At 71.5% G+C, this 23,539-nt stretch carries 27 protein-coding genes and 1 tRNA gene; 8 read left to right on the plus strand and 20 right to left on the minus strand.

What is annotated here, in order from left to right; genetic code table 11:
* The first annotated feature begins 29 nt into the window (after positions 1-29).
* The 3 genes from ppk2 (at position 30) to J5X75_RS11550 (ending at position 2,726) form a co-directional block, all read left to right on the plus strand.
* Positions 30-971 (plus strand): polyphosphate kinase 2, encoded by a 942-nt coding sequence (gene ppk2, locus J5X75_RS11540; RefSeq protein WP_208467343.1) that lies wholly within the window; start codon positions 30-32, stop codon positions 969-971.
* A gap of 330 nt (positions 972-1,301) precedes the next feature.
* A complete protein-coding gene (locus J5X75_RS11545) occupies positions 1,302-2,213 on the plus strand; it encodes a ribonuclease Z (protein WP_208467344.1) in 912 nt (303 codons plus the stop codon).
* Between the two features lie 9 nt (positions 2,214-2,222).
* Positions 2,223-2,726, plus strand: a complete 504-nt coding sequence (locus tag J5X75_RS11550) for a GNAT family N-acetyltransferase (RefSeq protein WP_208467345.1) — start codon at positions 2,223-2,225, stop codon at positions 2,724-2,726.
* Between the two features lie 287 nt (positions 2,727-3,013).
* Here the strand turns inward: J5X75_RS11550 and J5X75_RS11555 are convergent, their stop codons facing one another.
* Positions 3,014-3,349, minus strand: coding sequence for a hypothetical protein (locus J5X75_RS11555; protein WP_229794897.1), 336 nt, complete (start codon positions 3,347-3,349; stop codon positions 3,014-3,016).
* A gap of 199 nt (positions 3,350-3,548) precedes the next feature.
* Here J5X75_RS11555 and J5X75_RS45925 point away from each other — a divergent pair, with 199 nt between their 5' ends.
* Positions 3,549-4,571, plus strand: coding sequence for a DUF695 domain-containing protein (locus J5X75_RS45925; RefSeq protein WP_208467346.1), 1,023 nt, complete (start codon positions 3,549-3,551; stop codon positions 4,569-4,571).
* Here J5X75_RS45925 and J5X75_RS11565 read toward each other — a convergent pair.
* Positions 4,568-5,926, minus strand: coding sequence for a cystathionine beta-synthase (locus J5X75_RS11565; RefSeq protein WP_208467347.1), 1,359 nt, complete (start codon positions 5,924-5,926; stop codon positions 4,568-4,570). The two genes, J5X75_RS45925 and J5X75_RS11565, sit on opposite strands and share 4 nt — an antisense overlap.
* 3 nt (positions 5,927-5,929) lie before the next feature.
* Positions 5,930-6,274 carry a YkvA family protein gene (locus J5X75_RS11570; protein ID WP_208467348.1) on the minus strand — a complete coding sequence of 115 codons (345 nt, stop codon included), beginning with the start codon at positions 6,272-6,274 and terminating at the stop codon, positions 5,930-5,932.
* Positions 6,275-6,418: 144 nt separating this feature from the next.
* On the opposite strand from J5X75_RS11570, the gene J5X75_RS11575 reads away from it, so the two are divergent.
* The 4 genes from J5X75_RS11575 (at position 6,419) to J5X75_RS11590 (ending at position 10,387) form a co-directional block, all read left to right on the plus strand.
* Entirely contained in the window at positions 6,419-7,444 is a 1,026-nt protein-coding gene (locus tag J5X75_RS11575) for an SGNH/GDSL hydrolase family protein (protein ID WP_208467349.1), read from the plus strand.
* Between the two features lie 16 nt (positions 7,445-7,460).
* Positions 7,461-8,249, plus strand: coding sequence for an SGNH/GDSL hydrolase family protein (locus J5X75_RS11580; RefSeq protein WP_208467350.1), 789 nt, complete (start codon positions 7,461-7,463; stop codon positions 8,247-8,249).
* A 65-nt stretch (positions 8,250-8,314) separates the two neighbouring features.
* The gene (locus tag J5X75_RS11585) at positions 8,315-9,556 is read left to right on the plus strand and encodes an acetyl-CoA C-acetyltransferase (RefSeq protein ID WP_208467351.1); all 1,242 of its coding nucleotides are present in this window, start codon (positions 8,315-8,317) and stop codon (positions 9,554-9,556) included.
* Positions 9,557-9,889: 333 nt separating this feature from the next.
* Positions 9,890-10,387 (plus strand): GNAT family N-acetyltransferase, encoded by a 498-nt coding sequence (locus J5X75_RS11590; RefSeq protein ID WP_208467352.1) that lies wholly within the window; start codon positions 9,890-9,892, stop codon positions 10,385-10,387.
* A 90-nt stretch (positions 10,388-10,477) separates the two neighbouring features.
* On the opposite strand, the gene J5X75_RS11595 is transcribed toward J5X75_RS11590, so the two are convergent.
* The 17 genes from J5X75_RS11595 to J5X75_RS11675 form a co-directional block, all read right to left on the minus strand.
* Complete coding sequence (locus J5X75_RS11595; RefSeq protein ID WP_307798026.1) at positions 10,478-10,783, minus strand: hypothetical protein; 306 nt, start codon at positions 10,781-10,783, stop codon at positions 10,478-10,480.
* A gap of 180 nt (positions 10,784-10,963) precedes the next feature.
* Positions 10,964-11,800 carry a Bax inhibitor-1/YccA family protein gene (locus J5X75_RS11600; protein ID WP_208467353.1) on the minus strand — a complete coding sequence of 279 codons (837 nt, stop codon included), beginning with the start codon at positions 11,798-11,800 and terminating at the stop codon, positions 10,964-10,966.
* 176 nt (positions 11,801-11,976) lie between these two features.
* Positions 11,977-12,062: transfer RNA gene (locus tag J5X75_RS11605), tRNA-Leu, on the minus strand.
* A 56-nt stretch (positions 12,063-12,118) separates the two neighbouring features.
* Positions 12,119-13,477 carry an NAD(P)/FAD-dependent oxidoreductase gene (locus J5X75_RS11610; RefSeq protein ID WP_208467354.1) on the minus strand — a complete coding sequence of 453 codons (1,359 nt, stop codon included), beginning with the start codon at positions 13,475-13,477 and terminating at the stop codon, positions 12,119-12,121.
* An 87-nt stretch (positions 13,478-13,564) separates the two neighbouring features.
* A complete protein-coding gene (locus J5X75_RS11615; RefSeq protein ID WP_307798027.1) occupies positions 13,565-14,131 on the minus strand; it encodes a hypothetical protein in 567 nt (188 codons plus the stop codon).
* 1 nt (position 14,132) lies between these two features.
* The gene (locus J5X75_RS11620) at positions 14,133-15,488 is read right to left on the minus strand and encodes a DUF58 domain-containing protein (RefSeq protein ID WP_208467355.1); all 1,356 of its coding nucleotides are present in this window, start codon (positions 15,486-15,488) and stop codon (positions 14,133-14,135) included.
* A complete protein-coding gene (locus tag J5X75_RS11625) occupies positions 15,481-16,521 on the minus strand; it encodes an AAA family ATPase (protein ID WP_229806637.1) in 1,041 nt (346 codons plus the stop codon). Before J5X75_RS11625 ends, J5X75_RS11620 begins: the two co-directional genes overlap by 8 nt.
* Positions 16,484-17,059, minus strand: coding sequence for a hypothetical protein (locus J5X75_RS11630; protein ID WP_208467356.1), 576 nt, complete (start codon positions 17,057-17,059; stop codon positions 16,484-16,486). Before J5X75_RS11630 ends, J5X75_RS11625 begins: the two co-directional genes overlap by 38 nt.
* Positions 17,060-17,093: 34 nt before the next feature.
* The gene (locus J5X75_RS11635) at positions 17,094-17,795 is read right to left on the minus strand and encodes a DUF4129 domain-containing protein (RefSeq protein WP_208467357.1); all 702 of its coding nucleotides are present in this window, start codon (positions 17,793-17,795) and stop codon (positions 17,094-17,096) included.
* A gap of 45 nt (positions 17,796-17,840) precedes the next feature.
* Positions 17,841-18,620, minus strand: a complete 780-nt coding sequence (locus J5X75_RS11640) for a uracil-DNA glycosylase (RefSeq protein ID WP_208467358.1) — start codon at positions 18,618-18,620, stop codon at positions 17,841-17,843.
* A 99-nt stretch (positions 18,621-18,719) separates the two neighbouring features.
* The gene (locus J5X75_RS11645; protein ID WP_208467359.1) at positions 18,720-19,412 is read right to left on the minus strand and encodes an LppU/SCO3897 family protein; all 693 of its coding nucleotides are present in this window, start codon (positions 19,410-19,412) and stop codon (positions 18,720-18,722) included.
* A 91-nt stretch (positions 19,413-19,503) separates the two neighbouring features.
* Positions 19,504-20,553, minus strand: a complete 1,050-nt coding sequence (locus J5X75_RS11650; RefSeq protein ID WP_208467360.1) for an HAAS signaling domain-containing protein — start codon at positions 20,551-20,553, stop codon at positions 19,504-19,506.
* Complete coding sequence (locus J5X75_RS11655; protein ID WP_183222961.1) at positions 20,550-20,879, minus strand: PadR family transcriptional regulator; 330 nt, start codon at positions 20,877-20,879, stop codon at positions 20,550-20,552. The genes J5X75_RS11650 and J5X75_RS11655 overlap by 4 nt, the downstream gene beginning before the upstream one ends.
* A 70-nt stretch (positions 20,880-20,949) precedes the next feature.
* On the minus strand, positions 20,950-21,852 hold the full coding sequence (locus J5X75_RS11660) for a Ppx/GppA phosphatase family protein (RefSeq protein ID WP_307798036.1): 903 nt from the start codon (positions 21,850-21,852) through the stop codon (positions 20,950-20,952).
* Positions 21,853-21,935: 83 nt separating this feature from the next.
* Entirely contained in the window at positions 21,936-22,430 is a 495-nt protein-coding gene (locus tag J5X75_RS11665; protein ID WP_208467362.1) for an amino-acid N-acetyltransferase, read from the minus strand.
* Entirely contained in the window at positions 22,427-22,930 is a 504-nt protein-coding gene (locus J5X75_RS11670; protein WP_208467363.1) for a DUF501 domain-containing protein, read from the minus strand. The genes J5X75_RS11665 and J5X75_RS11670 overlap by 4 nt, the downstream gene beginning before the upstream one ends.
* Before the next feature lie 10 nt (positions 22,931-22,940).
* Positions 22,941-23,486, minus strand: a complete 546-nt coding sequence (locus J5X75_RS11675; protein WP_208467364.1) for an FtsB family cell division protein — start codon at positions 23,484-23,486, stop codon at positions 22,941-22,943.
* Positions 23,487-23,539: the final 53 nt, after the last annotated feature.

The following is a 23,539-nucleotide window of genomic DNA, read 5'->3' on the forward strand; positions in this document are numbered from 1 at the left end:
CGTGGCGGGTGGGGGTATCAAGTCGGGTCATGCGATCGGAGTACGAACTGGCGAGCACCCATCCCTACGACGGGCCGATCGCCGAACTGGCCGGCTACCGCGTGGTCGACGACGCGGACGACGACCCCCGCCTGCTCGACGCCGACGGGCAGCCGGTGGACACGTGGCGGGAGGACTACCCGTACGAGGAGCGCCTGTCCCGCACCGACTACGACCACGACAAGCGGCTGCTCCAGATCGAGCTGCTGAAGCTCCAGAACTGGTGCAAGGAGACCGGCGACCGTCTCCTGATCCTGTTCGAGGGCCGGGACGCGGCCGGCAAGGGCGGCACGATCAAGCGGTTCATGGAGCACCTGAACCCGCGCGGCGCCCGGGTGGTGGCCCTGGAGAAGCCGAACCAGCGGGAGAGCACCCAGTGGTATTACCAGCGCTACATCAAGCATCTGCCGGCGGCCGGTGAGATCGTGCTGTTCGACCGGTCCTGGTACAACAGGGCCGGCGTCGAGCGGGTGATGGGCTTCTGCGACCGCAAGGAGTATCTGGAGTTCCTCCGCCAGACCCCGGAACTGGAGCGGATGCTGGTCCGCTCCGGGATCCACCTGGTGAAGTTCTGGTTCTCGGTGACCAGCGGCGAGCAGCGGACCCGGTTCGCGATCCGGCAGGTGGACCCGGTCCGGCAGTGGAAACTCTCCCCCATGGACCTGGCCTCGCTGGACAAGTGGGACGACTACACCGAGGCCAAGGAGGCGATGTTCTTCTACACCGACACGGCGGACGCCCCGTGGACGGTGGTGAAGAGCAACGACAAGAAACGGGCCCGGCTGGAGGCGATGCGGCACGTGCTGCACCGCTTCGACTTCGAGGGCAAGGACGAGAAGGTCGTCGGCATCCCGGATCCGCTGATCGTGGGCTCCGCCAATCTCGTGGTGGAAAATCCCAATACGTCCCCCCAGGTATTCCCGCGGCTCTGAGTGATTCAAAACCGTTGGCGCTCCCGGCCCCTCGTGGATAACGTGGCCGTACACGTGAAGGGAGGTGGTCCAAAGTTGAGTAGCAACGGGACTCGTGAGGTGGCTGTCCGCTAGCCGCTGTCCTCGAAATTGGTTGTCGAGCGCTCTTCTCGATAACCAATTGAATTTGATCTTAAAAAGGATCAAAGAGTCGAGACCGTGTGGCAGCGGTCACGGCGAGTACCAGACAGCCACCCGACCCCTGGGGATCCGGCCTTGTCCGACCGGACCACCTCGTTCGCGAGTGTGGAAGTCCCCAGGGGTCGCTTCATATCCAGCGGAGGAGGGGCGATGCGCGAGCTTGTCGTGCTCGGCACGTCGAGCCAGGTGCCCACCCGGCACCGCAACCACAACGGCTACCTGCTGCGCTGGGACGACGAGGTGATCCTCTTCGACCCGGGTGAGGGCACCCAGCGCCAGCTGCTGCTGGCCGGCCTCCCGGTCACCCCGCTGCGGCGCGTCTGCATCACCCACTTCCACGGCGACCACAGTCTCGGCCTGCCCGGCATCCTCCAGCGGATCTCGCTGGACCGGGTGCCGCACCCGGTGCACGTCCACTACCCGGCCGGCGGCCAGGAGTTCTACGACCGCCTGCGGCACGCCACCAGTTACTGGGACAACGCCGACATCGTGCCCGCTCCGGTGGGCGCCGGCTTCGCGGTGGAGACCTCGGCGGGGCGCCTCACCGCGCTGCCGCTCCGGCATTCCATCGAGACGTACGGGTACCGCCTGGCCGAACCCGACTCCCGCCGGATGGTGCCCACGCTGCTGGCCGAGCGCGGCATCAGCGGCCCGGCGGTCGGTGAGCTGTTGCGGACCGGCCGGCTGGGTGACGTCGCGCTGGAGGAGGTGAGCGTGGTCCGCCCCGGCCAGAGTTTCGCCTTCGTGATGGACACCGGCCTGTGCGACAACGTGTTCGCGCTGGCCGACAGCGTGGACCTGCTGGTGATCGAATCCACCTTCCTGGCCGAGGACGCGGCACTGGCCGCCCAGGTGGGGCACCTGACGGCGGGGCAGGCCGCCGCGGTCGCGCGCGAGTCCGGCGTACAGAAACTGGTCTTGACGCATTTCTCCCAGCGCTACCCGGAGCCGAACCGCTTCCTGGAGGAGGCGCGCAAGGAGTTCGACGGCCCGATCGTGATCGCCGAGGATCTGATGCGGGTGCCCGTGCCGCCGCGGCGGCAGCCGCCGGCGCCGGGCTAACGTCGGCCCATGACCGTTTCGCTGCGTCCCGCGGAGGACGATGATCTGGCCGCGATCGGCGCGCTGCATCACCGTTCCCGGGCGACCGCCTACGCCCATCTGATCCCGGCCGAGACGTTCGCGGCCCGCGGGCCGGAGGCGATGAGCGCCTGGTGGATCGAGCGCTGGAGGTGGGAGCGGGAGACGCACCGGATGACCGTCGCCGAGGTGGACGGCGAGCTGGCCGGTTTCACCTACCTGGGCCCGAGCGAGACCGAGGGCGCCGCCGAGCTGTACGCGATCCATCTGGCCCCGGAGCGGGTCGGCACCGGCGTCGGACGGCGCCTGATGATCGACGCGCTGGAGCGGCTGGGTGGGTTCGGGGCCGCGCGTGCGGTGCTGTGGGTGCTGGAGGACAACGCGGTGGCCCGGCGCTTCTACGAGAAGGGCGGCTGGCTGCCGGACGGGGCGGTCCGGGTCGCCCCGGTCAACGACCGGGACCTGCCGCAGCTGCGGTACTCACATCCGTTGTAGACGTGGGGCGCTGGTCGGGCGGGAGCACGGGACCGAGTGAATGCGGGGGAACCTGTTGGTCTCGTGCTCCCGCCCACCGCCCCGCCCGAACCGGATGCGCCTGGCCGGAGGCGCTCGATCAGCGGAGGCGTGCCGATCTGGGATCCAGTTCAAGAGCGGGTCTGGGCGCGGGACACCGGAGCGCTGGCGGGGCGCACCGGTGTCACCGCCGGGCGACGTCGGCCGGGCCGGGAAGCCGCACTTGCCGGGGGACGGTCAAGCATGTCGGCGACGTCATGGTCCAAGGATCAGGCCAGGTACCTCCGGTTGTCGTCGTTGCGGTGGTACGGGCCGGCGCCGTAGCGGCCGATCTCGTCCACACCGGCTCGCTTGCCGGGCAGGGAACGCATGCTGTTCAGGTCGTGGCGCAGGGTCCAGGCCTCGCGCCACGGCCGTCGGGCGACCGCGGCGGCACGCTCGGCCAGACGGCGGGCCGAGCACGGCCACCGCCATCCGCACCAGTCGCAGGTGCCTTCCAGGCCATCCACGCCGGCCGCCACGTGGCGGCCGAGCATCCGTTGCGCGTCCCGCCACAGCAGGCGGTCCACGATGTCGGCGGGCGCCGCCTCGTCGACGTCGACCATCCCCTACCCCTCCGTCCGGGAGTGGCTCATAGCTCCGTCACGACACATACAACCGCAGCGGGCCATCGGCCGGTCGGACTGTCTGTGCGACTGCGGCGACTATCCGTAACAATCCATGAATCAGGCGGTTTCCCCGCGTACGAGCATCGATAGCCCCTACGCTCGCGAAAATGTCGGTCCCCGGCAGTACGGTGCGCCTGTGATCTTCAAAAGACGACGTCAGACGGAGCCGGACCCGGCAGCGGCCATCGAGCGGTTCTGGGCCTGGTGGGCGACCGCCCGGCCCCGGGTGGAGCGGCAGATCGCCGGGGAGCCCGACGACGCTCTCACCGCCGAGATGGGCGCCGCCGTCTCGGCGATCCATCCCGAGCTGGACTGGGAGTTCACCGCCGGCACGTCGTCGCGGCACCTGCTGGTGATCAGCGCGGTCGGCGACCCGCGGCTCCGGTCGCTGGCCGAGCGGTGGCGGCGGGCCGGCCCGCCCCCGGACGAGACGTTCGGCTACGCCACGGCCCGGCAGGGCAATCCCACAGCGCTGGCGGACGCCCACCTGGAGATCGCCGGGCACCGGCTCGACCTGGCCGAGCTGCGGTTCAGCGTGGAGGTCGACGAGGACCGCCCCCTGGCGCACGTCGAGGTGTGGCATCCGCGGTTCCCGGAGCTGCCCGAGGGTGCCCGCACCCAGATCACGTTCCTCTCGCTGGACTGGATCCTCGGGGAGGACGCCGTGGCGACCTGGGTGGGCGCGGTCGCGGCGGCATCCGGGCCCGGCCCCTCGCTGACCGGCCCGGAGCTCGCCGCGGTGGTGAGCGGGCTGACGCCGGCCGAGGGCCAGGAGCAGTGGCTGTCCATGTCCGGCACCCGGGACGGCAGGCCGGTGGTGGCCATCGCGCAGACGCCGCTGCGGCCGGCCCGCTGGCCGGGGCACGACCTGCACATCCGGGTCGACGTGCCGTACTCGCGGCGTGACGAGAACGGCTTCCCGGCCAAGGAGGCCTTTCCGGACCTCTACGCGCTGGAGGACCACATCGCCCGGCACGTGGACGGTGCGGTCCTCGTCGCGCACGAGACGTCGGACGGTGTCCGCACCACGCACCTCTACGCCGACCGCCCGGCAGCCGGCGAGGCCCTGAAACCGCTGACCGCCGCCTGGCCGGACGGGCGTGTCCGGATCACCGTCACGCCCGACCCGGCCTGGGAGCGGGTCGCCCACCTCGCCTAGCTGAGGTGGGCCAGCAGGTCCTGACGGGTGAGGACACCGGCCGGCTTGCCGTCGACCAGGACCATCGCGGCGTCGCCCTTCTCCAGGAGGGCGACCGCCTCGGCCACCGGCTCGCCGCCACCGATCATCGGCAGCGGGTGGCTCATGTGCCGCTCGATCGTGTCGTGCAGGTGGGCCTGGCCGGTGAAGAGGGCGTCCAGCAGCACCTTCTCCGAGACGGAGCCGGCCACCTCCCCGGTGACCACCGGCGGCTCGGCCTTGAGCACCGGGAGCTGGCTGACGCCGTACTCCCGCATGTAGTCGATGGCGTCGCGGACCGTCTCGGTGGGGTGCACGTGGATCAGCGGCGGGATCTCGGAACCCTTGCCGGCCAGGGCGTCGGCCACCGTGGGGGTGCCCTCCTGGGTACGCAGGAAGCCGTACCGGGCCATCCACCGGTCGTTGAAGATCTTGGACAGGTAACCGCGGCCACCGTCCGGCAGCAGGACCACGACCACGTCGTCCGGACCGGCCTTGCGGGCGACCTCGAGCGCGGCCACCACGGCCATCCCGCACGAGCCGCCGACCAGCAGGCCCTCCTCGCGGGCTAGGCGGCGGGTCATCTCGAAGGAGTCCGAGTCGCTCACCTCGATCACCTCGTCGGTGACCTGGCGGTCGTACGCGGTCGGCCAGAAGTCCTCACCGACACCCTCGACCAGGTACGGCCGCCCGGTCCCGCCCGAGTAGACGGAGCCCTCCGGGTCGGCGCCGACCACCCGGACCGGCCCCTGCTCCTTGAGGTAGCGCCCGACGCCGCTGATCGTGCCGCCGGTGCCGACGCCCGCCACGAAGTGGGTGATCTTCCCGCCGGTCTGTTCCCAGAGCTCGGGCCCGGTCTGCTCGTAGTGCGAGCGCGGGTTGGCCGGGTTGCTGTACTGGTCCGGCTTCCAGGCGCCCGGGATGTCCCGGGTCAGCTGGTCGGACACGTTGTAGTAGGAACGGGGGTCCTCCGGCGCGACGGCGGTCGGGCAGACCACCACCTCGGCGCCGTACGCCCGCAGAACGTTCTGCTTGTCCTCGCTGACCTTGTCGGGGCAGACGAAGACGCATTTGTAGCCCCGCTGCTGTGCCACCAGGGCCAGCCCGACCCCGGTGTTGCCGCTGGTCGGCTCGACGATCGTGCCGCCGGGTTTGAGGAGGCCCGCCTTCTCGGCGTCCTCCACCATCCGCAGCGCGATCCGGTCCTTGACCGAACCTCCGGGGTTCATGTACTCGACCTTGGCCAGCACGGTGGCACTGATGCCCTTGGTCACGCTGTTCAGGCGGACCAGCGGGGTGTTACCGATGATCTCGACCACGTTGTCGTAATAGCGCACGCTTCACTCTACGACCAGGGCGGACCGGGTCTGCTCCCACTCCAGGAACCGTTCCGTCTCACTGAGGATCGTGCCGGCCAGCCAGGTGACCGCGACCGCGTCGTCGACCAACCCGAAGAGGAAGACGAACATCTCCGGGACAGCGTCGACGGGCGACACCACATACGCTGTGGCGGCCGCCATCAACGCCAGCCGGAGGCCGCCGTCATACCGCCCCCGAACAGTCGCCGCGATCATGCGGGGCAGTGCGCCGAGCCTCTGGGCGAGTGTGGGACCGCCCCGGGTGCCCGCGGTGAGCGCCCGGGCGAGTGCGGTGAACGCCGCCGCACGTTTCAGCGTTTTGGCCATCTGTGTTCCCCTTTCGGCAACTCAAGCATGACGTGGGCGCGCCATGATTGCCTCTCGCCATCGCGAGTTAGCCTCGAATTCCGACAAGCAACGCCGATCATGGGCGAGCCGGATGGTTCCCTTCGAGCGACAGCGGGGGAGACTATGAGCACCATCGAAGCGACCAGCAGTGCCCACTGGCGATGGATCCGGGTGGCCGCCCGGGCCGTCGGCGCGGTCGCCGGACTGACGGCCCTCTCCGCCGGCCTGCTGATGCGCCAGGCCGCCGACGCCCGCCGGATCATCCCGATGGCCGAGGCGCCGCCGCCCCGCGGTGACGGCGTCTACGGCGCGAAATTCGGCGGCCGGCCGATCAACCTGGTGATTCTCGGCGACTCCTCGGCCGCGGGGTACGGCGTCCACCGTCCCCGTGAGACACCCGGCGCGCTCTTCGCCACCGGGGTGTCCCGCCGCCTGCGCCGCCCGGTCCGGCTGCACCGGCTGGCCGTGGTCGGCTCGGTCTCGGCCGGCCTGCCGTACCAGGTGGACGCCGCGTCCGAGTACGAACCGGATCTCGCGATCATCCTGATCGGGGGGAACGACGTCACCCACTTCTCGGCGCGTGACGCGGCCGTCCGCCACCTGGGTGACGCGGTGCGCCGGCTGCGGGCCTCCGGGTGCCGCGTGGTGGTCGGCACCTGCCCCGACCTCGGCGCGATCCAGCCGATCAAGCCGCCGTTGCGCTGGCTGGCCCGGCGCTGGAGCCGGCAGCTGGCGGCCGCGCAGACGATCGCCGTGGTCGAGGCCGGCGGCCGGACCGTGTCGCTGGGCAACCTGCTGGGCCCGATGTTCGAGGCGGACCCGGCGCGGATGTACAGCTCGGATCGTTTCCACCCGTCCGCCGAGGGGTACGCCAGGGCGGTCTCGGTGATGATGCCGACCGTGATGGCCGTGCTCGGCACGGAGGACCGGGTGGCCATCCCGGTCGCCGAGGACGTCCGGGCTCTTCCCGAGGCGGCCGACCAGGCGGTCCGGGCGCCCGGCACCGAGGTCGCGCCGGCCGGGCCGTGGGCGCGGATGCGCCGCTACCGCTGGTTCAGCGCGCGCCCGGCGGCCGCCGGCCCCGTTCCCAGCGGTGACTCCTCGACCGGGGCCGTAGGGTATACCCCAGAGGATCATCAGGTCGGCTGACGCAGGGAGGCGGGACATGGCGGGGCTGCCGGAACGACTCACCAGGGCCGCTGCCGCGAGTGTGCTGGCCGGGGCGGTGGGCGGTGTCGCACTGATCGCCGGGGAGATTCTGGCCGCCAAGGCCCGGCGCTACGCGAAACCCACCATGGGCCTGGCCCTGCGCACGTCGATGGGCCCGCAGAGCGCGCCGCCGCTGCGCCTGGTGCTGCTCGGTGACTCGGCCGCGGTGGGTGTCGGCGTGGAGTGGCTGTCCGACACGGTCGGCGGCCAGCTCGCCCGCCTGCTAGCCGACGGCTCGGCCGAGACGGGCCAGCGGCACGTGCTGCTGTCCAGCGTCGGCGTGGCCGGGTCCCGGTCCAGCGACCTGGCCACCCAGGTGGCCCGCTCGCTGCTCGGCGACCGGCCGGATGTGGCGGTGGTGCTGATCGGGGCCTTCGACGCGGCGTCCGGGCGCGGCCCTGAGGACGCGGCCGATCATCTGGGCCAGGCGGTGCGGCGGTTGCGCTCGGCCGGCGTCCAGGTGGTGGTCGGCACCTGCCCGGATCTGGGCGCCTCCCGGTCGATGGCCCCGCCGTTGCGGCAGATCGCCGGGCTGATCGGCCGCCGGATGGCCCGGGCTCAGGCCCGCGCGGTGACCGAGGCCGGCGGCGTGGTCGTCGACCTGGCCGCCGAGACGGGTGCGGTGTTCCGCGCCGACGCCGGGACACTCTGCTACGACGGCTTCCACCCGTCCGCCGACGGCTACCGGGTCTGGGCGCACGCGCTCTACCCGGCGGTGTCGAAAGCGGCGATGAGCAGCGTCTGAATTTTTTGCACGTCGTGTGACAAATTCGCGCTTCCGACCATGTTACCGATGAGTAAACTGAGCCCATGCCGGAAGCTGTCATCGTCGCCACTGCCCGCTCTCCCATCGGCCGCGCCCACAAGGGCTCGCTGAAGGATCTGCGCCCGGACGATCTCGCCACCACGATCGTCGACGCCGCCCTGAACAAGGTGCCGCAGCTGGACCGCACCCTCATCGAGGACCTCTACCTCGGTTGCGGTCTGCCCGGCGGCGAACAGGGCTTCAACATGGCCCGTGTGGTCGCCACCAAGCTGGGCCTGGACGGCCTGCCCGGTGCCACGGTCACCCGGTACTGCTCCTCGTCCCTCCAGACCACCCGGATGGCCTTCCACGCCATCAAGGCCGGCGAGGGCGACATCTTCATCTCGGCCGGTGTGGAGACCGTGTCCCGCTTCGCGCGCGGCTCCTCCGACGGCCTGCCCTCGGCCGCCCAGGAACTCGTCGGCCCGTGGACCAACCCCGCCTTCGCGGACGCCCAGGCCCGCACCTTCAACTCCGCCAAGACCGGCACCACCTGGCACGACCCGCGCGAGGACGGCCTGCTCCCGGACATCTACATCGGGATGGGCTACACCGCCGAAAACCTCGCCCAGGTCAAGAACGTCTCCCGCGAGGAGATGGACGAGTTCGGCGTCCGCAGCCAGAACCTCGCCGAGAAGGCCATCGCCAACGGCTTCTGGGACCGCGAGATCACCCCGGTGACCCTGCCCGACGGCACCGTCGTGTCGAAGGACGACGGCCCCCGCCCCGGCGTCACCCTCGACGCGGTGTCGCAGCTCAAGCCGGTCTTCCGCGAGGACGGCCGGGTCACCGCCGGCAACTGCTGCCCGCTCAACGACGGCGCCGCCGCGGTCGTGATCATGAGCGACACGAAGGCCCGCGAACTCGGCATCACCCCGCTCGCCCGGATCGTCTCCACCGGCGTCACCGCGCTCTCCCCGGAGATCATGGGCCTCGGCCCGGTCGAGGCGTCGAAGCAGGCCCTCAAGCGCGCCGGCATGACCATCGGCGACGTCGACCTCGTCGAGATCAACGAGGCGTTCGCGGCCCAGGTGATCCCGTCGTACAAGGACCTCGGCATCCCGCTGGAGAAGCTGAACGTCAACGGCGGCGCCATCGCCGTCGGCCACCCGTTCGGCATGACCGGCGCCCGCATCACCGGCACCCTGCTGAACTCCCTCGACTGGCACGACAAGTCCATCGGCCTCGAGACCATGTGCGTCGGCGGCGGCCAGGGCATGGCCCTCATCGTCGAACGCCTCAGCTGACCTCCCCCACCCCCGGCCCGGCACGCCCACCCCGCGTGCCGGGCCTTCTGCTGGTGCGGGGTACAGACCGCCGCTTCCGCCGAGTGCGTCGCCAAGGTCAAGATCAAAGACTTGATGTCGTAGCGGGGTGGCGGATACAGACCGTCGCTCCCGCCGAGGGCGCCGCCAAGATCAAGGTCAAAATCTTGATGTCGTAGCGGGGTGGCGGATACAGACCGTCGCTCCCGCCGAGGGCCGGGCGCGGGCGGCCAGTCGCCTGGCGGCTCCTGAACGGCCACCCCCACCCGGCGACGTCCGTGCGTGGTCACCCGCACACCCCGGTACGGTGCCCCCATGCCGCCCAACCTGGTCCGAGTCACCCCGGAGCACACCGGCTTCCCCGCCGCGGCCGCCCTCTTCGACGACTACCGGGTCCACTACGGCCACCCCTCCGACCCGTCGGCCACCGCCGCCTGGCTCGCCCGTCAGATCACCACCTACGGCCTGACCCTGACCGTGGCCCTCCGCAACGCCCGCCCCGCCGGCCTGATCACCACGCTGGTCCTCCCCGCCTCGCTGCGACTGGGGCAGGCCTGCTCCGTACGCGACCTCTTCGTCGACCCCACCCAGCGCCGCACCGGGGTCGCCCGCACCCTCATGGCACACGCCATCGCCGAAGCCCGCACCGCCGGCGCCCTGCGCGTCTCCCTGCAGACCGAGCCCGGCAACACCGCGGCCCAGGCCCTCTACACCGAACTCGGCTTCCACCCGGTCCCCGACCTCACCTCCCTGACCCTCACCCTCCCCTCCGTTCCCGACATCCCCGCCGCGTCCGCGGACAACAACCGATAGCCCCACCTCACCAACCCCAGCTGGCCGTGAGACCCCCTCGAAAGGGGTGACGAGCCGCTGAGCTGGGTGGGATGCCGTTCGCGTAGGGCGTCAGAGAGCGCGGCGGGTCTCGTCGACCGCGGTGGTGGCCTGTGTCAGCAGGGCGGCGGAGGGAGCGGCGGCCAGGAGATCGTCGGCCAGCACCCGGAGCTGATCGCGCAGGACCAGGTCGTGGATGTGCGGGACCTGGCGGGTGGGACGGGACTCGGCCTCGGCGCTCAGGTCGGCCAGGCGCTGCACCAGATCCCGCACCAGCTGGGAACGCGTGCCGGTGGTGGCGGTGGCTCGCCAGCGTGGCTCGTCCCAGTGGTGAACCTGCGTGAGTAGCCGCTCGATGGAGGTGGCGAAGTCGGGCACCCGGCGACCATACCCGGAAGGCCGGGGCGGCTCCGGCGGCTCGGGCGGCTCGGGGGCTTCGGAGGGAGGGACAGCGAAGCCCGCCCGGCACAGGGTGCGGGCGGGCTCGCGTCAAGCGGGGGACAACGCCCGGTTCGCGGGGAGACGAGCCGGGCGTTGCTCGGGACGACGGACGAACCGTCAGTCGTCGCCTTGGAGGAAGCTCAGCAACCGGAGAATCTCGATGTAGAGCCAGACGAGGCCCACCAGGATGCCGAACGCCGCGGTCCAGGAGTAGCGCTGCGGCAGACCCATCCGCACGCCCTCCTCGATCTCGTTGAAATTCAGGATGAAGCTCAACGCGGCGACCACGATGCAGACCAGGCTGAAGATGTAGCCGAGCGGACCGTTGTCGCGCAGGCCGGTGTTGACGTCGAACAGCGCCAGCACGAAGTTGATCAGCATGACCGCGAAGAGGCCGGCCATGACCGCGATCATCCCGCGGATGAACTTCGGCGTCGCCCGGATGACTCGGGCCTTGTAGAGCCCGGCCATCAGGAAGAACACACCGAAGGTGGCGACCACCGCCTGGAGGACGATGCCGTGGTAGCCGAGGATGTTCTCGAAGGCCTTGCTGACCATGCCGACGAAGACACCCTCGATGACCGCGTAGGTCAGCACGAGAGCGGGGTTGGCCATCCGCGAGAACGAGATGACCAGGCCGAGGACGAGGCCGACCAGCGCCGCGCCGATCCACGCGGGACCGATCAGGGCGTTGGGGATCAGGTTCCACGCGGCGACCGCGGAGATACCGGTGAGGCCGAGAAGCAGCACGGTCTTGACGACGACGTCGTCGAGGGTCATCGGCTGAACGGCCGGAGGAGCGGAAGGGTAGCCCGCCGCGGTGGGGTAGGGATCGCCGTACGCCGGCTGACCGTAACCCGGCTGCGGGGCCGGCCCATATGGCCCGTACCCGGCCGCTCGCTCCCGCTCGGCCGCCTGGCCGAGGCGCGAGAGCACCGGGTTCGATGTCTTCACTGTTTCCAGCCTCCCTTGAGGTTACGGCGCTGTGCCTGTCGTTCAAGGGTAAGCCGTGTGTCCACATCCCGCTGCGTCCACTGGCTGTGAGCCAGCTGAAAATGACCGACGTCAGTGCTGGTCAGCGGCCATGCAGTCAAGATCGCGGCCGCGGCGTCATGCCGCGGCCGCTTAGATGGTGCCCGGGGCGGGTCTCGAACCCGCACGCCTTTTCGGGCAGCCGCTTTTAAGGCGGCCGTGTCTGCCATTCCACCACCCGGGCGGCTTGCGAACACCGTAGCTGGTGCCGCCCAGGCGGCGGAAACGGCATTGGCCGGATCAGCGGGATCCGGCGCCCACCTTCTTCTCCTGCGGCAGCTCGACCGGCGGGGTCACCTCGGTGAACTCCTCACGCGGGCGGTGCAGCTGGCCCAGCGCCACGGTCTCCCGCTTGAGGAACAGCGCCAGCGTCCAGTCGGCGAGCACCCGGATCTTGCGGTTGAAGGACGGGATCCGGCTCACGTGGTAGGTCCGGTGCATGATCCACGCCGGGTAGCCCTTGACCTTGACGCCGTAGACGTGCGCGACACCCTTGTTCAGGCCGAGGCCGGCGACACCGCCGACGTGCTTGTGGCGGTACTCCTTCGGCGCGCCGCCGAGGATCACCTGAACGATGTTGTCGGCGAGCACCCGGGCCTGGCGGACCGCGTGCTGGGCGCTCGGCGAGCACCAGCCACCGGGGTTCGTCAGGTCGGGGACCTGCGCGCAGTCACCGGCGGACCAGGCGCCCTCGAGGACCTCGCCGGTCTCGGTGTCGGCGACCTGGAGGGTGGGCAAGCAGTTGACGTGCCCCTTCGGCCCCAGCGGCAGGTCGGTGTTGGCCAGCATCGGCGACGGCTTGACACCGGCCGTCCACACGAGGGTCTCGGCGCGGAACGAGTCGCCGTCGGAGAGCTCGATCCGGCCGCCGGCGCACGACTTCAGGAAGGTGCCCAGGCGCAGGTCCACGCCACGGGCGGCGAGCTGGCGAGCGGTGTACGCACCCATCTCGGGACCGACCTCGGGCAGGATCCGGTTGGTGGCCTCCACCAGGATGAAGTGGACCTCCTTGGGGTCCAGCTCCGGGTAGTATTTCAGCGCGTCGGAGACCACGTCCTGCATCTCGGCGAGCGCCTCGATGCCGGCGAAGCCGCCACCGACGAACACGAAGTTCAGCGAAGCCTTGCGCACCTCTTCGTCGGGCGTCACAGCCGCGACGTCCAGCCGGTCGAGGATGTGGTTGCGCAGGTAGATGGCCTCGCCGATGGTCTTGAGGCCGATGCCCATGTCACTGAGGCCGGGGATCGGCAGGGTCCGCGAGACCGAGCCCGGCGCCACGATGATGTGGTCGTACTCCATCTCGTAGGCGGGACCGTCGATCGGCTGGACGCTCACGGTCTTGCGCGCGTGCTCGACCCGGGTCACTTCACCGGAGACGATGCGGCACTTCTTCAACTCCCGGCGCAGCGGCACCACAGCGTGTCGCGGCGAAATGTTACCGGCCGCCGCCTCAGGCAGGAACGGCTGGTAAGTCATGTGCGGAACAGGGTCGATGACGACAACCTCGGCCCGATTGCGGTTCAGCTTCTTGGACAGGCGGAGGGCGGCGTAAAGCCCGACGTGACCTGCTCCTACGACGACGATGCGCGGCGGATTCACGCCTCCATTGTCGCGCGGGGGAAGCATTTGATGCGTGGTTCTGTGACGATCACAACGGCGTAAGTCAAGTGACCTGACACTCAGATTTCACTGGCGGCGGACCATACGTGCTAGGACCATCGTCACGGCGACAGCGGCGGCCAGACCGATGAGCGTGGCCAACTGGAAGGCGTCGCCGCCCAGGTCGGCGGTCAGGCCGAGAGCCAGGACGATGACCACCGCGGAGATCAACACGACGATCAGGGCACGGCCCAGCCAGAGCGCCGGCACGTCGAAGTTCACCATGGCGTCGTAGGGCAGGACGGCCGCCAGCGCGGTCAGCGTGTGTCCCAGGTAGAGCAGGGTGGCCAGGGTCAGCACCCGCCACAGGCTGATCGGGGCGCCGAAGCCGGCGGTGTTGACCAGCCATCCGCCGATCACGGTGAGCGCCGCGGCGGTGCCACCACGGCCCCGGGGAGCCAGCGCCGCCCAGATCACGGCCGCCACCGGGAAGACCATGAACCGGGGGTTGGACAGCAGCTCCAGCGGCCAGGCGACAGCGGTCGCCAGCAGGCCGGTGAGCAGGACGCCGCACCGGACCAGGAACGGCACCGTGGTGGCCCGTCCCGCGGCGGTACGCCACCGGTCCATCCGCCGGGTCAGGTCGTTGCGCACGTCAGCGCCCCCTCGGAACCGAGGCCAACCGGGCCACGTCACGCAGCACCAGATCCAGACTGCCGGCGCCGGCCCAGGCCACCACCGGTACGCCGTGCTCGCGCAGCCGCCCCAGCACGTTCTCCCGTTCCAGCCGCCACAGCCGGGTGGCCAGGGCGGTCCACTGGTTCTTCACCGGCGGGGCGGCCTGGGCGGGCAGGGTGTCCACCGCCACCACGTACCGGCCGGACTGGGTGAGCTGGGCCAGCATGTCGGCGGCCCGCGGGTCGACCAGCGGGGTCAGCACCACGACCAGCGCGGACGAGGAGACGTGGTGGGCGCCGAAGACGTTCTCGTTCTGCTCGGCGTCGACCGGGTCGGCCCGTACGTCGAGCAGCCACTCCAGCACCGTCAGGTACTGCCGGCGGCCGGAGGCGGGGCGCAGCCGGCGGGCGGTCGCGCCGTACTCCAGCAGCGAGACCCGGTCGCCCCGGTGCAGGTAGTGCTCGGCGATCGCGGCCGCCGCCCGGACCGTGGTGTCCAGCACCGACGAGCCGCCCCGGACCCCGCCGGAGAGGCCGATCTCGCCGAGCACGTCGAGCAGCAGCAGCACTTCGGCGTCCCGGTCCGACAGGGTGGAGGCGACGTGCAGGTCACGGGTCCGCAGGGAGACCCGCCAGTCGATGCGGCGCAACCGGTCGCCGGGGGCGAACTGCCGGACCCCGGCCAGCTCACCGCCCTCACCGGGCCGCCGGGAGCGGTGCGCGCCGACCAGACCGGCCGCGGCCGGCATCGCCTCGGTGGCGTTGAACGGCTCGGTCACCGGGTAGACCCGCACCCCGGCGGCCGGGGTCACCACCGGACGGCAGGCCAGCAGGCCACCACAGGCGGCGGCCCGCGCGGCGGCCGGGCCGACGTCCTGCCGGCCCCAGCGGGTCGCCTCGCCGGGCAGGTCGATCGCGGCCCAGCCGTCGGCGGCCACGGTGATCGCGAACGGGCGGTCGGCATGCTCCAGCTTCAGCCAGCGGGAGGTACGCGTACGCACGACCACCAGGTCGTAGTCGATCGTGTCCGGGTTCGAGACGGTCAGCCCGGCGTCCACCGCGCCGCCCTCGACCAGGTACGACTCGTCGGTCCGGATGGTGATCTCCGGGGCCGCGGACGGGATCCGGCGCAGGTTGAGCGCCGCGCCGATCGCGAACGGGGCGGCCAGCAGCGCCAGGTCGACGCGGCCCAGCGCCACACCGAGGAGCAGCAGCAGGCCGGTGAGCAGGACCGTACGGCCGAGCGCCCGGGTCGGCGCCCAGACTGGTCCGGACGACGGCTCGCCGGCCCCGGCCGCGGGCACGGCCGGGCGCAGGCGCAACAGGTCAGTCATGCCGCGCGTACGTCGGGAGCGCCCCGCTCGCCGGGGCCGGCACGGCGGTGAGCACCTCCTGCACCACGAACGACGGGTTCACCTGGCGCAGCCACATCTCCGGGCGCAGCGTTATCCGGTGGGCCAGCGCCGGGATCGCCACGTCCTTCACGTCCTCCGGCACCACGTAGTCACGGCCGGCCATCGCCGCCCGGGCGCGGGCCAGCAGCAGCAGCGCGAGCGAGCCACGCGGCGAGGAGCCGACCAGTACGGCGCCGTGCTCCCGGGTGGCCGAGGTGAGCGCCACGATGTAGCGGCCGATCGAGTCCTCCACCGCGACCGACTCCAGCGCGCCCTGCATCATCTGGAGCGTACGAGCGTCGACCACCGGAGCCAGGGTGGCCTCCTCCTGGCGGCGGGCCATCCGGCGCTGGAGGATCGCCCACTCCTCCTCGGCCGTCGGGTAGCCGAACGACACCCGCAGCAGGAACCGGTCCAGCTGCGCCTCGGGGAGTGGGTAGGTCCCCTCGTACTCGATCGGGTTGGCCGTCGCGATCACGTGGAACGGCGGGTCCAGGCGGTAGGTGACGCCCTCGACCGACACCTGCTTCTCCTGCATCGCCTCGAGCAGGGCGGACTGGGTCTTCGGCGGCGTCCGGTTGATCTCGTCGGCCAGCAGCATGTTGGTGAACACCGGGCCGGCCCGGAAGGCGAAGTCGCCCTTGCGCTGGTCGTACAGGAAGGAGCCGGTGACGTCGGCCGGCAGCAGGTCGGGGGTGAACTGCAGACGGCGGAAGTCGAGCCCGAGGGCCTGCGCGAAGGACCGGGCGGTCAGCGTCTTGGCGAGCCCCGGCATGTCCTCCAGCAGCACGTGGCCGCCGGCCAGGATCCCGGCCAGCACCAGCTCCAGCGAGTCCCGCTTGCCCACCACGACGGTGCCGACCGAGTCGAGGACCGCCCCGGCCAGCCGCCCGACCTCGTACGGGGGAAGAGCCTGCGTCACCGGCGCACCTTTCTCACAGTCGTTCCATGGCGTCGAGGTAGGTCTCGACATCCCGGGCCTTGAGCGCGCGGCGCCCCGGACCGGACAGCGTCGCCCAGAGATCATCCCCGAGCAGCTCACGGGCCCGGCGGGGGTCGCTGGCCCGGGTGATGCCGTGCCGCAGGCGCAGCCGTTCGTCGGCGAGTTCCGCGAGCACCGGCAGAACGTTACGCGCATGCCGATCGGGATCCGAGTGCGCCTGGTCCAGGTTCCGCTCCCAGCGGCGGACCGTCGCCCGCAACGCGTCCACCGCCGGCGGGGTCTCCGCGCCGATCCCCGACCGCAGGCGTGGCCCGGGCGGCGGCGCCACCACCGCGACCGCGTGGATCAGCAGGCGCAGACCGGTCAGCAGGGCGATCAGCAGCAGCAGCGAGATGGTCAGGCCGAGGGCCCGCAGACCGGCGGTCACCACCACTGTGGCCAGCCCGATCACCGCCGCGTTGCCGATCAGCGTGACGATCGGCGAACGTCGTTTGACGACGGTCTCCCGCTCCTCGGCGACCCGCCCGTCGGCGGCGCCGAACAGTTCGTCCAGCCCCCCGTCGCTCACGGCGTCACCTCCGCCCGTGGATGCCTGAACCCGCTCACGAGACCGCCCCGGCCCGGGTCGCGCCCAGATCGGCGCGCAGCCGCTCCAGCGCGGACCGGGCCTGCTGCCGCATCTGGTCGTCGACGGTGTGCGTCGCGTACCTCGCCTCGCGATAGACCTCGAGCAGCGCGGCCAGCACGCGGGCGTCGACCCGCTGCTCGGCCAGCAGCCGTCCGACATAGTCGGTGGGGCTGTCCCCCGGGTGCCGTGGCGTGCCGGCCGCGGCCGCCGCGTCCTCCAGCCGCACCCAGCAGGCGATCACCGCCCGGCGTGGGTCACGGTCGGTGTCGGAGAGCTCCTCCAGGCCGGCGTCGAGCGCCGCCACCAGGTCGTCGGCCGTCCGGGTCGGCCGGCGTGGTTCGTGTTTCCCGCTGCGGGCCGGGCGCCGGCGCAGATAGTCACGGACCAGCGCCCAGGTCAGGCCGACCACCATGAGCAGCGCGATCACGCTCAGCACCACCAGCGTGACGGTTCCCACCCAGCCGGGCAGCTGCCGCGCCGGCTCCGGAATGGAGTCCGACAGGCTGGGCGTCACCGACGGGCGCGGCGGCAGCAGCGGCGGGCGGGTCGTGGCGGTCGACTCCGGCTTGATCTGGTCGAGCTGCGGCGCGGACCGGGTCGCGGCCAGCGCGACCACGAAGAGCAACCCGAGGACGGCGGCCAGTGGCCACCATCGGCGCAGTGCGGCTAAATCCATGGGTAGCTCAGATCCGTGACTCGGGGTTTGTCGACAGGCCTCGCATCATGCCAGGCCCGCCAGAACCTTTGCACGGGCGAACACCTCGTCGAGCATGTCCGGTGTCAGACGGCCGGTGAAGGTGTTCTGCTGGCTGACGTGGAAACAGCCCAGCAGGGTGGGCGCTCCCGGCACGCTGACCTGGGCGCCGTGGCCGAATTTCGGGCGCGGCACCGGCGGGCGCACCCGGTAGGCGGCGGTCATCGCGGGCCACCACGCCGCCCAGGCGAAGGCGCCGAGCGCCACCACGACGCGTACGGTCGGCTGGATCAACTGGAGTTCCCGCTGGAACCACGGCGCGCACGTGTCGCGCTCCTCCGGCAGCGGCTTGTTGTCCGGCGGCGCGCAGCGGACCGCCGCGAAGATCCGGGTGTGCCGCAACTCCAGGCCGTCGTCGGCGGCGACGCTGGTCGGCTGATTCGCCAGGCCGGCCCGGTGCAGCGCGGCGAAGAGCACGTCACCGGAGCGGTCGCCGGTGAAGATCCGCCCGGTGCGGTTCCCGCCGTGCGCGGCCGGGGCCAGCCCCAGGACGGCGATCTCGGCGTCGGCCGGGCCGAACCCGGGCACGGGCCGGCCCCAGTACTCCTGGTCCCGGAACGCCGCCCGCCGGGTCACGGCGACGTCGGTGCGCCAGGCGACCAGGCGCGGGCAGGCGAAACAATCCGCGATCCCGGCGTCGAGCACGCTCAGCGAGGCGGCCCCGGCCGCCTGGGCGACGACTTCCTCAGGGGTACGCGCGGACGCGCCGGACGGCAACACCCCTCCAGCACAACATCCCGCCCGCATCTCCGCACATCCGGGTCCACCGGATCCAGCCGGCTCCCGGAGCCGTCTCACGGCGGAGGCAGCGCTGGGAGCCGGGAGGATCGCGTGGTGGGTGAGCGGTCAGGACTTCGTGACCACGCAGAGCAGGTAGCTGTCGCCGGCCAGGATGATCGCTTCGTCGCCCTCTTTGAAGAACTGGTCGCAGGCGGTGCCCGCGACGTCGGTGGTGCCCTCGACCCGGCCCACGACGGTGTAGCCGGCGTCGCTCGAGGAACAGTCGACGACCTCGGCCGTCGTCTCGGACACCTCCGTGCCCAGTTCCTTGCCGATCGAGATGCAGTCACCGGCCTTCGCGTCCCCCGTCGGGTCCCCGAGCAGCCCGCCGAGCAGAACCTTGACCACCGCGACGACGGCGATCACCACGACCGCGCCGAGGACGGCGAGGACCTTGCCCAGCACCTTGTTCTTCGGCGGGGCGGCGTCCGGCGGAGTGAAGCCGGGCGGAGTGAACCCGGGCGGCGGAAAACCCGGCACGGCACCTTCGGCCGGCGGAAAACCGGGTTCCGGGGCGCCCGGCGCCGCAGCGTGATCCGCGGGGTGGTTCGGCGCCGCGGCGGAGGCGGGCGAGAACGCGGAGCAGCCCGGAGCCACGGCGGGCTGGGGGGCCGGGAACGCCGAGGGCTCCGGAGCCATGGTGGGCGGGGAACTCGGGGAGACGTCGGACCCGGAGGCGCCGCTCGACGGCATGACGGTCCCGCTCCCGTCCGGCGGGACGGCGCCGCCGGGCTGAGTGGGCACAACCGGGTCAGTCATCAGGTGTTCCTTTCCAGGGGCACGACCGGAGATCGATCGTCGGCACGCGAGGATAGCGATCACCGCCGCTCGTGCGCGATCCCCCTGCCCGCTAGCCGACCCGGGCCGGTTCCTTGGCCGCCGGAGGCCGGGCGCTGCTGGAGGGCGCGGGCGGCTTCGAGGACGAGTCGGCCGCCGGAGCCGCACCGCTCGGGGAGGCCTCCGGGGCGGACGGGGCCGGGGAGCCCGGGGTGGAGGCGTCCGGCGGCGGGGTGACGGCGGACGGGTCGCCGGGGTGGTAGGGAGCGGCCTCCGGGCAGTGCGGGTAGCCCAGTGTGCGGCTGGGGACGCTCATGCCGCTGGTCGGGTCCTCGCAGTAGGGCTCGCCCAGGCGGATCGGGTTGCCGTCCTGGTCGTAGAGCTGCACGCCGGAGACGAGGCGGCCGTCGCCGTCGTAGGCGTAGACGTCCCGGACGTCGGTGAACTCGTTCCAGCCGGTGTAGCCGACCTCGCTGTAGCCGTCGCGCTGGGCCGCGGAGTCGACCTCGAAGAAGCCGATCAGGGCGAAGAGCACCAGGTAGACCGTGGCGAGGCGGAAGGCGCGCCGGGGCCACTTGCGGGTCGGTGTGCCGCGGCGGCCGAGCCAGATGGAGCCGAGGATGCCGAGGGCCAGCAGGAGGACGGCCGCGAAGTCGTCGCCGCCGAGCCGGGGCATCAGGCCCAGCCGGGAGTTGCCGTCGAACATGAACGCGACCGCCATGGCCGCCAGGTAGCCGCGCAGCACCCACCAGGCAGGACGGAGCAGCACCAGGAATTCGCTGGCCTTCGCGTACCCCAGCAGGGGCCCGACCCGGACGTCGGCTCCCCGCACCGCCTGGTTGATCCGCGCACGATGCCGGGCGGCCCGGTCGGTGACCGCCGCGTAGCGGGAGGTGGGTTGCCCGCCGGCAGCGAAGCCGGCGCTGGCGCTGAGCTCGGCGGCGTAGGCCTCCGGTGGCCCGAGCCGGTCGGTGAGTGATCCGCCGCCCTCGGCGAGCACCTCGGCCAGATGTTCGGGCAGGTCTTCGAGCAACTCGTCCCGGGTGGCGGGCGGCAGACCGGCCAGTGCCAGCCGAACGCCCTCCACGTAGACGGCGATCTCGTCCTGTGCCGTGAGGTTCACGCCTTCCCCCGCTCGCGAAGAAGATCATCCATGATCGATGCGAAGCCGCTCCAGACCTTGCCCGAGCGCTGCAGCTCGGTGCGGCCGGCCGCGTTGAGTGCGTAGTACTTCCGGTGCGGGCCCTCGTCACTGGGCACCACATAGCTGTTGAGCAGGCCGTTGTTGAACAGCCGGCGCAGGGTGCCGTAGACCGAGGCGTCACCGACGTCTTCCAGCCCGGCCGCGCGCAGGCGGCGCAGGATGTCATAGCCGTAACCGTCCTCGTCGCGCAGGACGGCGAGGACGGCGAGGTCTAGCACGCCCTTGAGCAGCTGGGTCGGATCCACGCGGAGCACACTACTGCGCATTCCGAAGTACCGTCAACAGCGCACTACCCTCCAGGGGCGGTGCGGGAGATCAGACGGCCAGGCCGAAGGCGATGCCGTCGAGGATGTCGTGCTCCGAGGCGATCACGAAGTCGTGGCCGGACCGCTCGATGATCAGCTTCATGATCAGGGCCCCGGCACCGATCACGTCGGCCCGGCCGGGGTGCATCACGGGCAGCGCGCGACGCTCGGCGACGGTCATGGCCAGCAGCTCGGCGGTCACCCGGGCCACGGCCGGAGCCTCGACCCGGCTGTGGTGGATGCGCGCGGAGTCGTACCCCTCCAGGTCGTGAGCGAGAGCCGCGACGGTGGTGACCGTCCCGGCGAGACCGACCAGCGTCCTGGCCTCCCGGCCGGACACGGCGGCCAGCGCCGTGTCGACGGCCTCGATGATGTCCGCCTCGGCGGCGGCCAGCTCGGCCGCGGTGGGCGGATCGGAGTGCAGGTGCCGCTCGGTCATCCGGACGCAGCCGATGTCCATCGAGATGGCGCGCTCGACACCGGTCGTGCCGGTGACGAACTCGGTGGAGCCGCCGCCCAGGTCGAAGACCAGGTAGGGGCCGTCCGCGCCGAGGCCGCGGACGGCGCCGTCGAAGGAGAGCTGCGCCTCCTGCTCGCCGGTGATCACCTCCGGGTCGACGCCGAGCACGCCGCGCACCATGTCCCGGAAGTCCTGCGCGTTGGACGCGTCCCGGCTGGCCGAGGTGGCGCACATCCGCACCCGGGTGACGCCCAGTTCGGCGATCTCGGCCGCGTAGCCGAGCAGCGCCTGCCGGGTGCGTTCGATCGCGGCCGGAGCGAGCATCCCAGTACGGTCGACGCCCTCCCCCAGCCGCACGATCTCCATCCGCCGGGAGACGTCGGTCAGCTTGTCCCCGTCGACGTCGGCGATCAGCAGACGGATCGCGTTGGTGCCGCAGTCGATCGCGGCCACCCGAACGCTCGCGCCGCCACCTCCGCTTCGCTCCGGCGTCGCCACGAGTTCACCCGACCTCGATGATTCGCTCGCCGGCTCGCTCATAGGTGCAGCAGCATTCTCGTGTTCCCCAGGGTGTTGGGTTTGACCCGTTCCAGGTCGAGGAATTCCGCCACGCCCTCGTCGTAGGAGCGCAGCAACTGCTCGTAGACCCCGTGCGGCACGGCGGCCCCGTCGATCTCGGTGAACCCGAACGACCCGAAGAACCGGGTCTCGAACGTGAGGCAGAAGACCCGGCGTACGCCGAGCTCGCGCGCCTGGTCGAGCAGAGCCGACACGATCCGGTGGCCGATCTTGCGGCCGCGGCGGGCCGGGTCGACCGCGACCGTACGGATCTCCGCGAGGTCCTCCCACATCACGTGCAGGGCGCCGCAGCCGATGACCCGGTCCTGCTCGTCGGCCGCCACCCAGAACTCCTGCACCTGCTCGTACAGGGTGACGGTGGCCTTGCTGAGCAGGCGCCGATCGGTCGTATAGGTGTCGACGAGCGCCCGGATCGCCTTGATGTCCCCGGTCCGGGCGCGCCGGACGATCACTCGTCGACCGCCGGGCGCACGCAGGGGCCGCCGGCCCAGTACGGCTCGATCGCGTCCCGCACCTCGTCGCCGAACGGGTTGACGCCGCGGCCCGCGGCCAGCGCGTGCCCGAGATGGACGTGCAGGCACTTGACCCGGTCCGGCATGCCGCCCGCCGAGACGTGGCTGATCTCCGGGACGTCCTCGATGGCGGTCCGCCGGTCCAGATAGTCCTGGTGCGCGGCCGCGTACCGTTTGGCCAGTTCCGGATCGGTGCTGAGACGCTCCTGCATGTCGCGCATCACACCGGCCGACTCCAGGCGGCTGCATGCGGCCGTGGCGTGCGGGCAGGTCAGGTAGAAGAGGGTGGGGAACGGTGTGCCGTCGTCGAGGCGCGGCGAGGTCTCCACCACGTCGGGGTTGCCGCACGGGCAACGGTGCGCGACCGCCCGCGTGCCACGGGGACGACGGCCTAGCTGGGCCGCCACGATGTCGAGGTCGGCGGTTGTGGGTTCTTCCATCAGTCCGAAATCAGTCCTGGGGCTCTGCGTTGGCGGCTTGGACACTGCTCCACAGCGTGTCGTACCAGCGGTCGGGGGCGGCCGCCGGGGTCTGCTCGGCGGCGGTGCGGGCGGCGCGGTCCTTGTCGTCGACGACGAGCAGGGGCGTCTCACCCGGGCGCACGTAGAAGATCCGTTCCCGGGCCTGAATGCGCAGGTACTCCGGGTCGTTCCACTTCTCCAGGGTCTTCGCCGTCTCGGCGATCTCGGCCCGCTGCACGGCCTGCGCCCGCTCCATCTCGGCGATCTCGGCCTCTTGCTTCAAATACACCCGGACGGGGTACGTGTAGGCCAGCGCCAGCGCCACGACCAGCGCGATCAGGACGGTGGCCCGGCCGGTCAGCGCGCGCGGACGTGGTGCCTCGGTGCGCTTCGCGGCTGCGCCGCCGGACCCCGAGGGGGTACGCCGAGCGGCCGGCACCCGGATCGGGCCGGTGTTCCTGGTGCGGGGCGGGGTGGGGCGGCCACCGGCTCGCCGGGCCGGGCCCTGGCCGCTCGGTGTGCGGCGTTCCGCCATCTCGCCCTCCCCCGCTGACCGTCACGTGTTCGTGGCACCCACCCCGGAAATCT

The organism is Actinoplanes flavus (genome assembly GCF_017592555.1).
GTDB lineage: Bacteria > Actinomycetota > Actinomycetes > Mycobacteriales > Micromonosporaceae > Actinoplanes > Actinoplanes flavus.

Excerpts from the sequence above, each read along its gene's own strand:
- ppk2 (WP_208467343.1), top strand. The coding sequence starts at position 30 with ATGCGATCGGAGTACGAACTGGCGAGCACCCATCCCTACGACGGGCCG.
- J5X75_RS11545 (WP_208467344.1), top strand. The coding sequence starts at position 1,302 with ATGCGCGAGCTTGTCGTGCTCGGCACGTCGAGCCAGGTGCCCACCCGG.
- J5X75_RS11550 (WP_208467345.1), top strand. The coding sequence starts at position 2,223 with ATGACCGTTTCGCTGCGTCCCGCGGAGGACGATGATCTGGCCGCGATC.
- J5X75_RS11555 (WP_229794897.1), bottom strand. The coding sequence starts at position 3,349 with ATGGTCGACGTCGACGAGGCGGCGCCCGCCGACATCGTGGACCGCCTG.
- J5X75_RS11570 (WP_208467348.1), bottom strand. The coding sequence starts at position 6,274 with ATGGCCAAAACGCTGAAACGTGCGGCGGCGTTCACCGCACTCGCCCGG.
- J5X75_RS11575 (WP_208467349.1), top strand. The coding sequence starts at position 6,419 with ATGAGCACCATCGAAGCGACCAGCAGTGCCCACTGGCGATGGATCCGG.
- J5X75_RS11580 (WP_208467350.1), top strand. The coding sequence starts at position 7,461 with ATGGCGGGGCTGCCGGAACGACTCACCAGGGCCGCTGCCGCGAGTGTG.
- J5X75_RS11585 (WP_208467351.1), top strand. The coding sequence starts at position 8,315 with ATGCCGGAAGCTGTCATCGTCGCCACTGCCCGCTCTCCCATCGGCCGC.
- J5X75_RS11590 (WP_208467352.1), top strand. The coding sequence starts at position 9,890 with ATGCCGCCCAACCTGGTCCGAGTCACCCCGGAGCACACCGGCTTCCCC.
- J5X75_RS11620 (WP_208467355.1), bottom strand. The coding sequence starts at position 15,488 with ATGACTGACCTGTTGCGCCTGCGCCCGGCCGTGCCCGCGGCCGGGGCC.
- J5X75_RS11625 (WP_229806637.1), bottom strand. The coding sequence starts at position 16,521 with ATGTCGAGACCTACCTCGACGCCATGGAACGACTGTGAGAAAGGTGCG.
- J5X75_RS11635 (WP_208467357.1), bottom strand. The coding sequence starts at position 17,795 with ATGGATTTAGCCGCACTGCGCCGATGGTGGCCACTGGCCGCCGTCCTC.
- J5X75_RS11640 (WP_208467358.1), bottom strand. The coding sequence starts at position 18,620 with ATGCGGGCGGGATGTTGTGCTGGAGGGGTGTTGCCGTCCGGCGCGTCC.
- J5X75_RS11645 (WP_208467359.1), bottom strand. The coding sequence starts at position 19,412 with ATGACTGACCCGGTTGTGCCCACTCAGCCCGGCGGCGCCGTCCCGCCG.
- J5X75_RS11670 (WP_208467363.1), bottom strand. The coding sequence starts at position 22,930 with ATGGAAGAACCCACAACCGCCGACCTCGACATCGTGGCGGCCCAGCTA.
- J5X75_RS11675 (WP_208467364.1), bottom strand. The coding sequence starts at position 23,486 with ATGGCGGAACGCCGCACACCGAGCGGCCAGGGCCCGGCCCGGCGAGCC.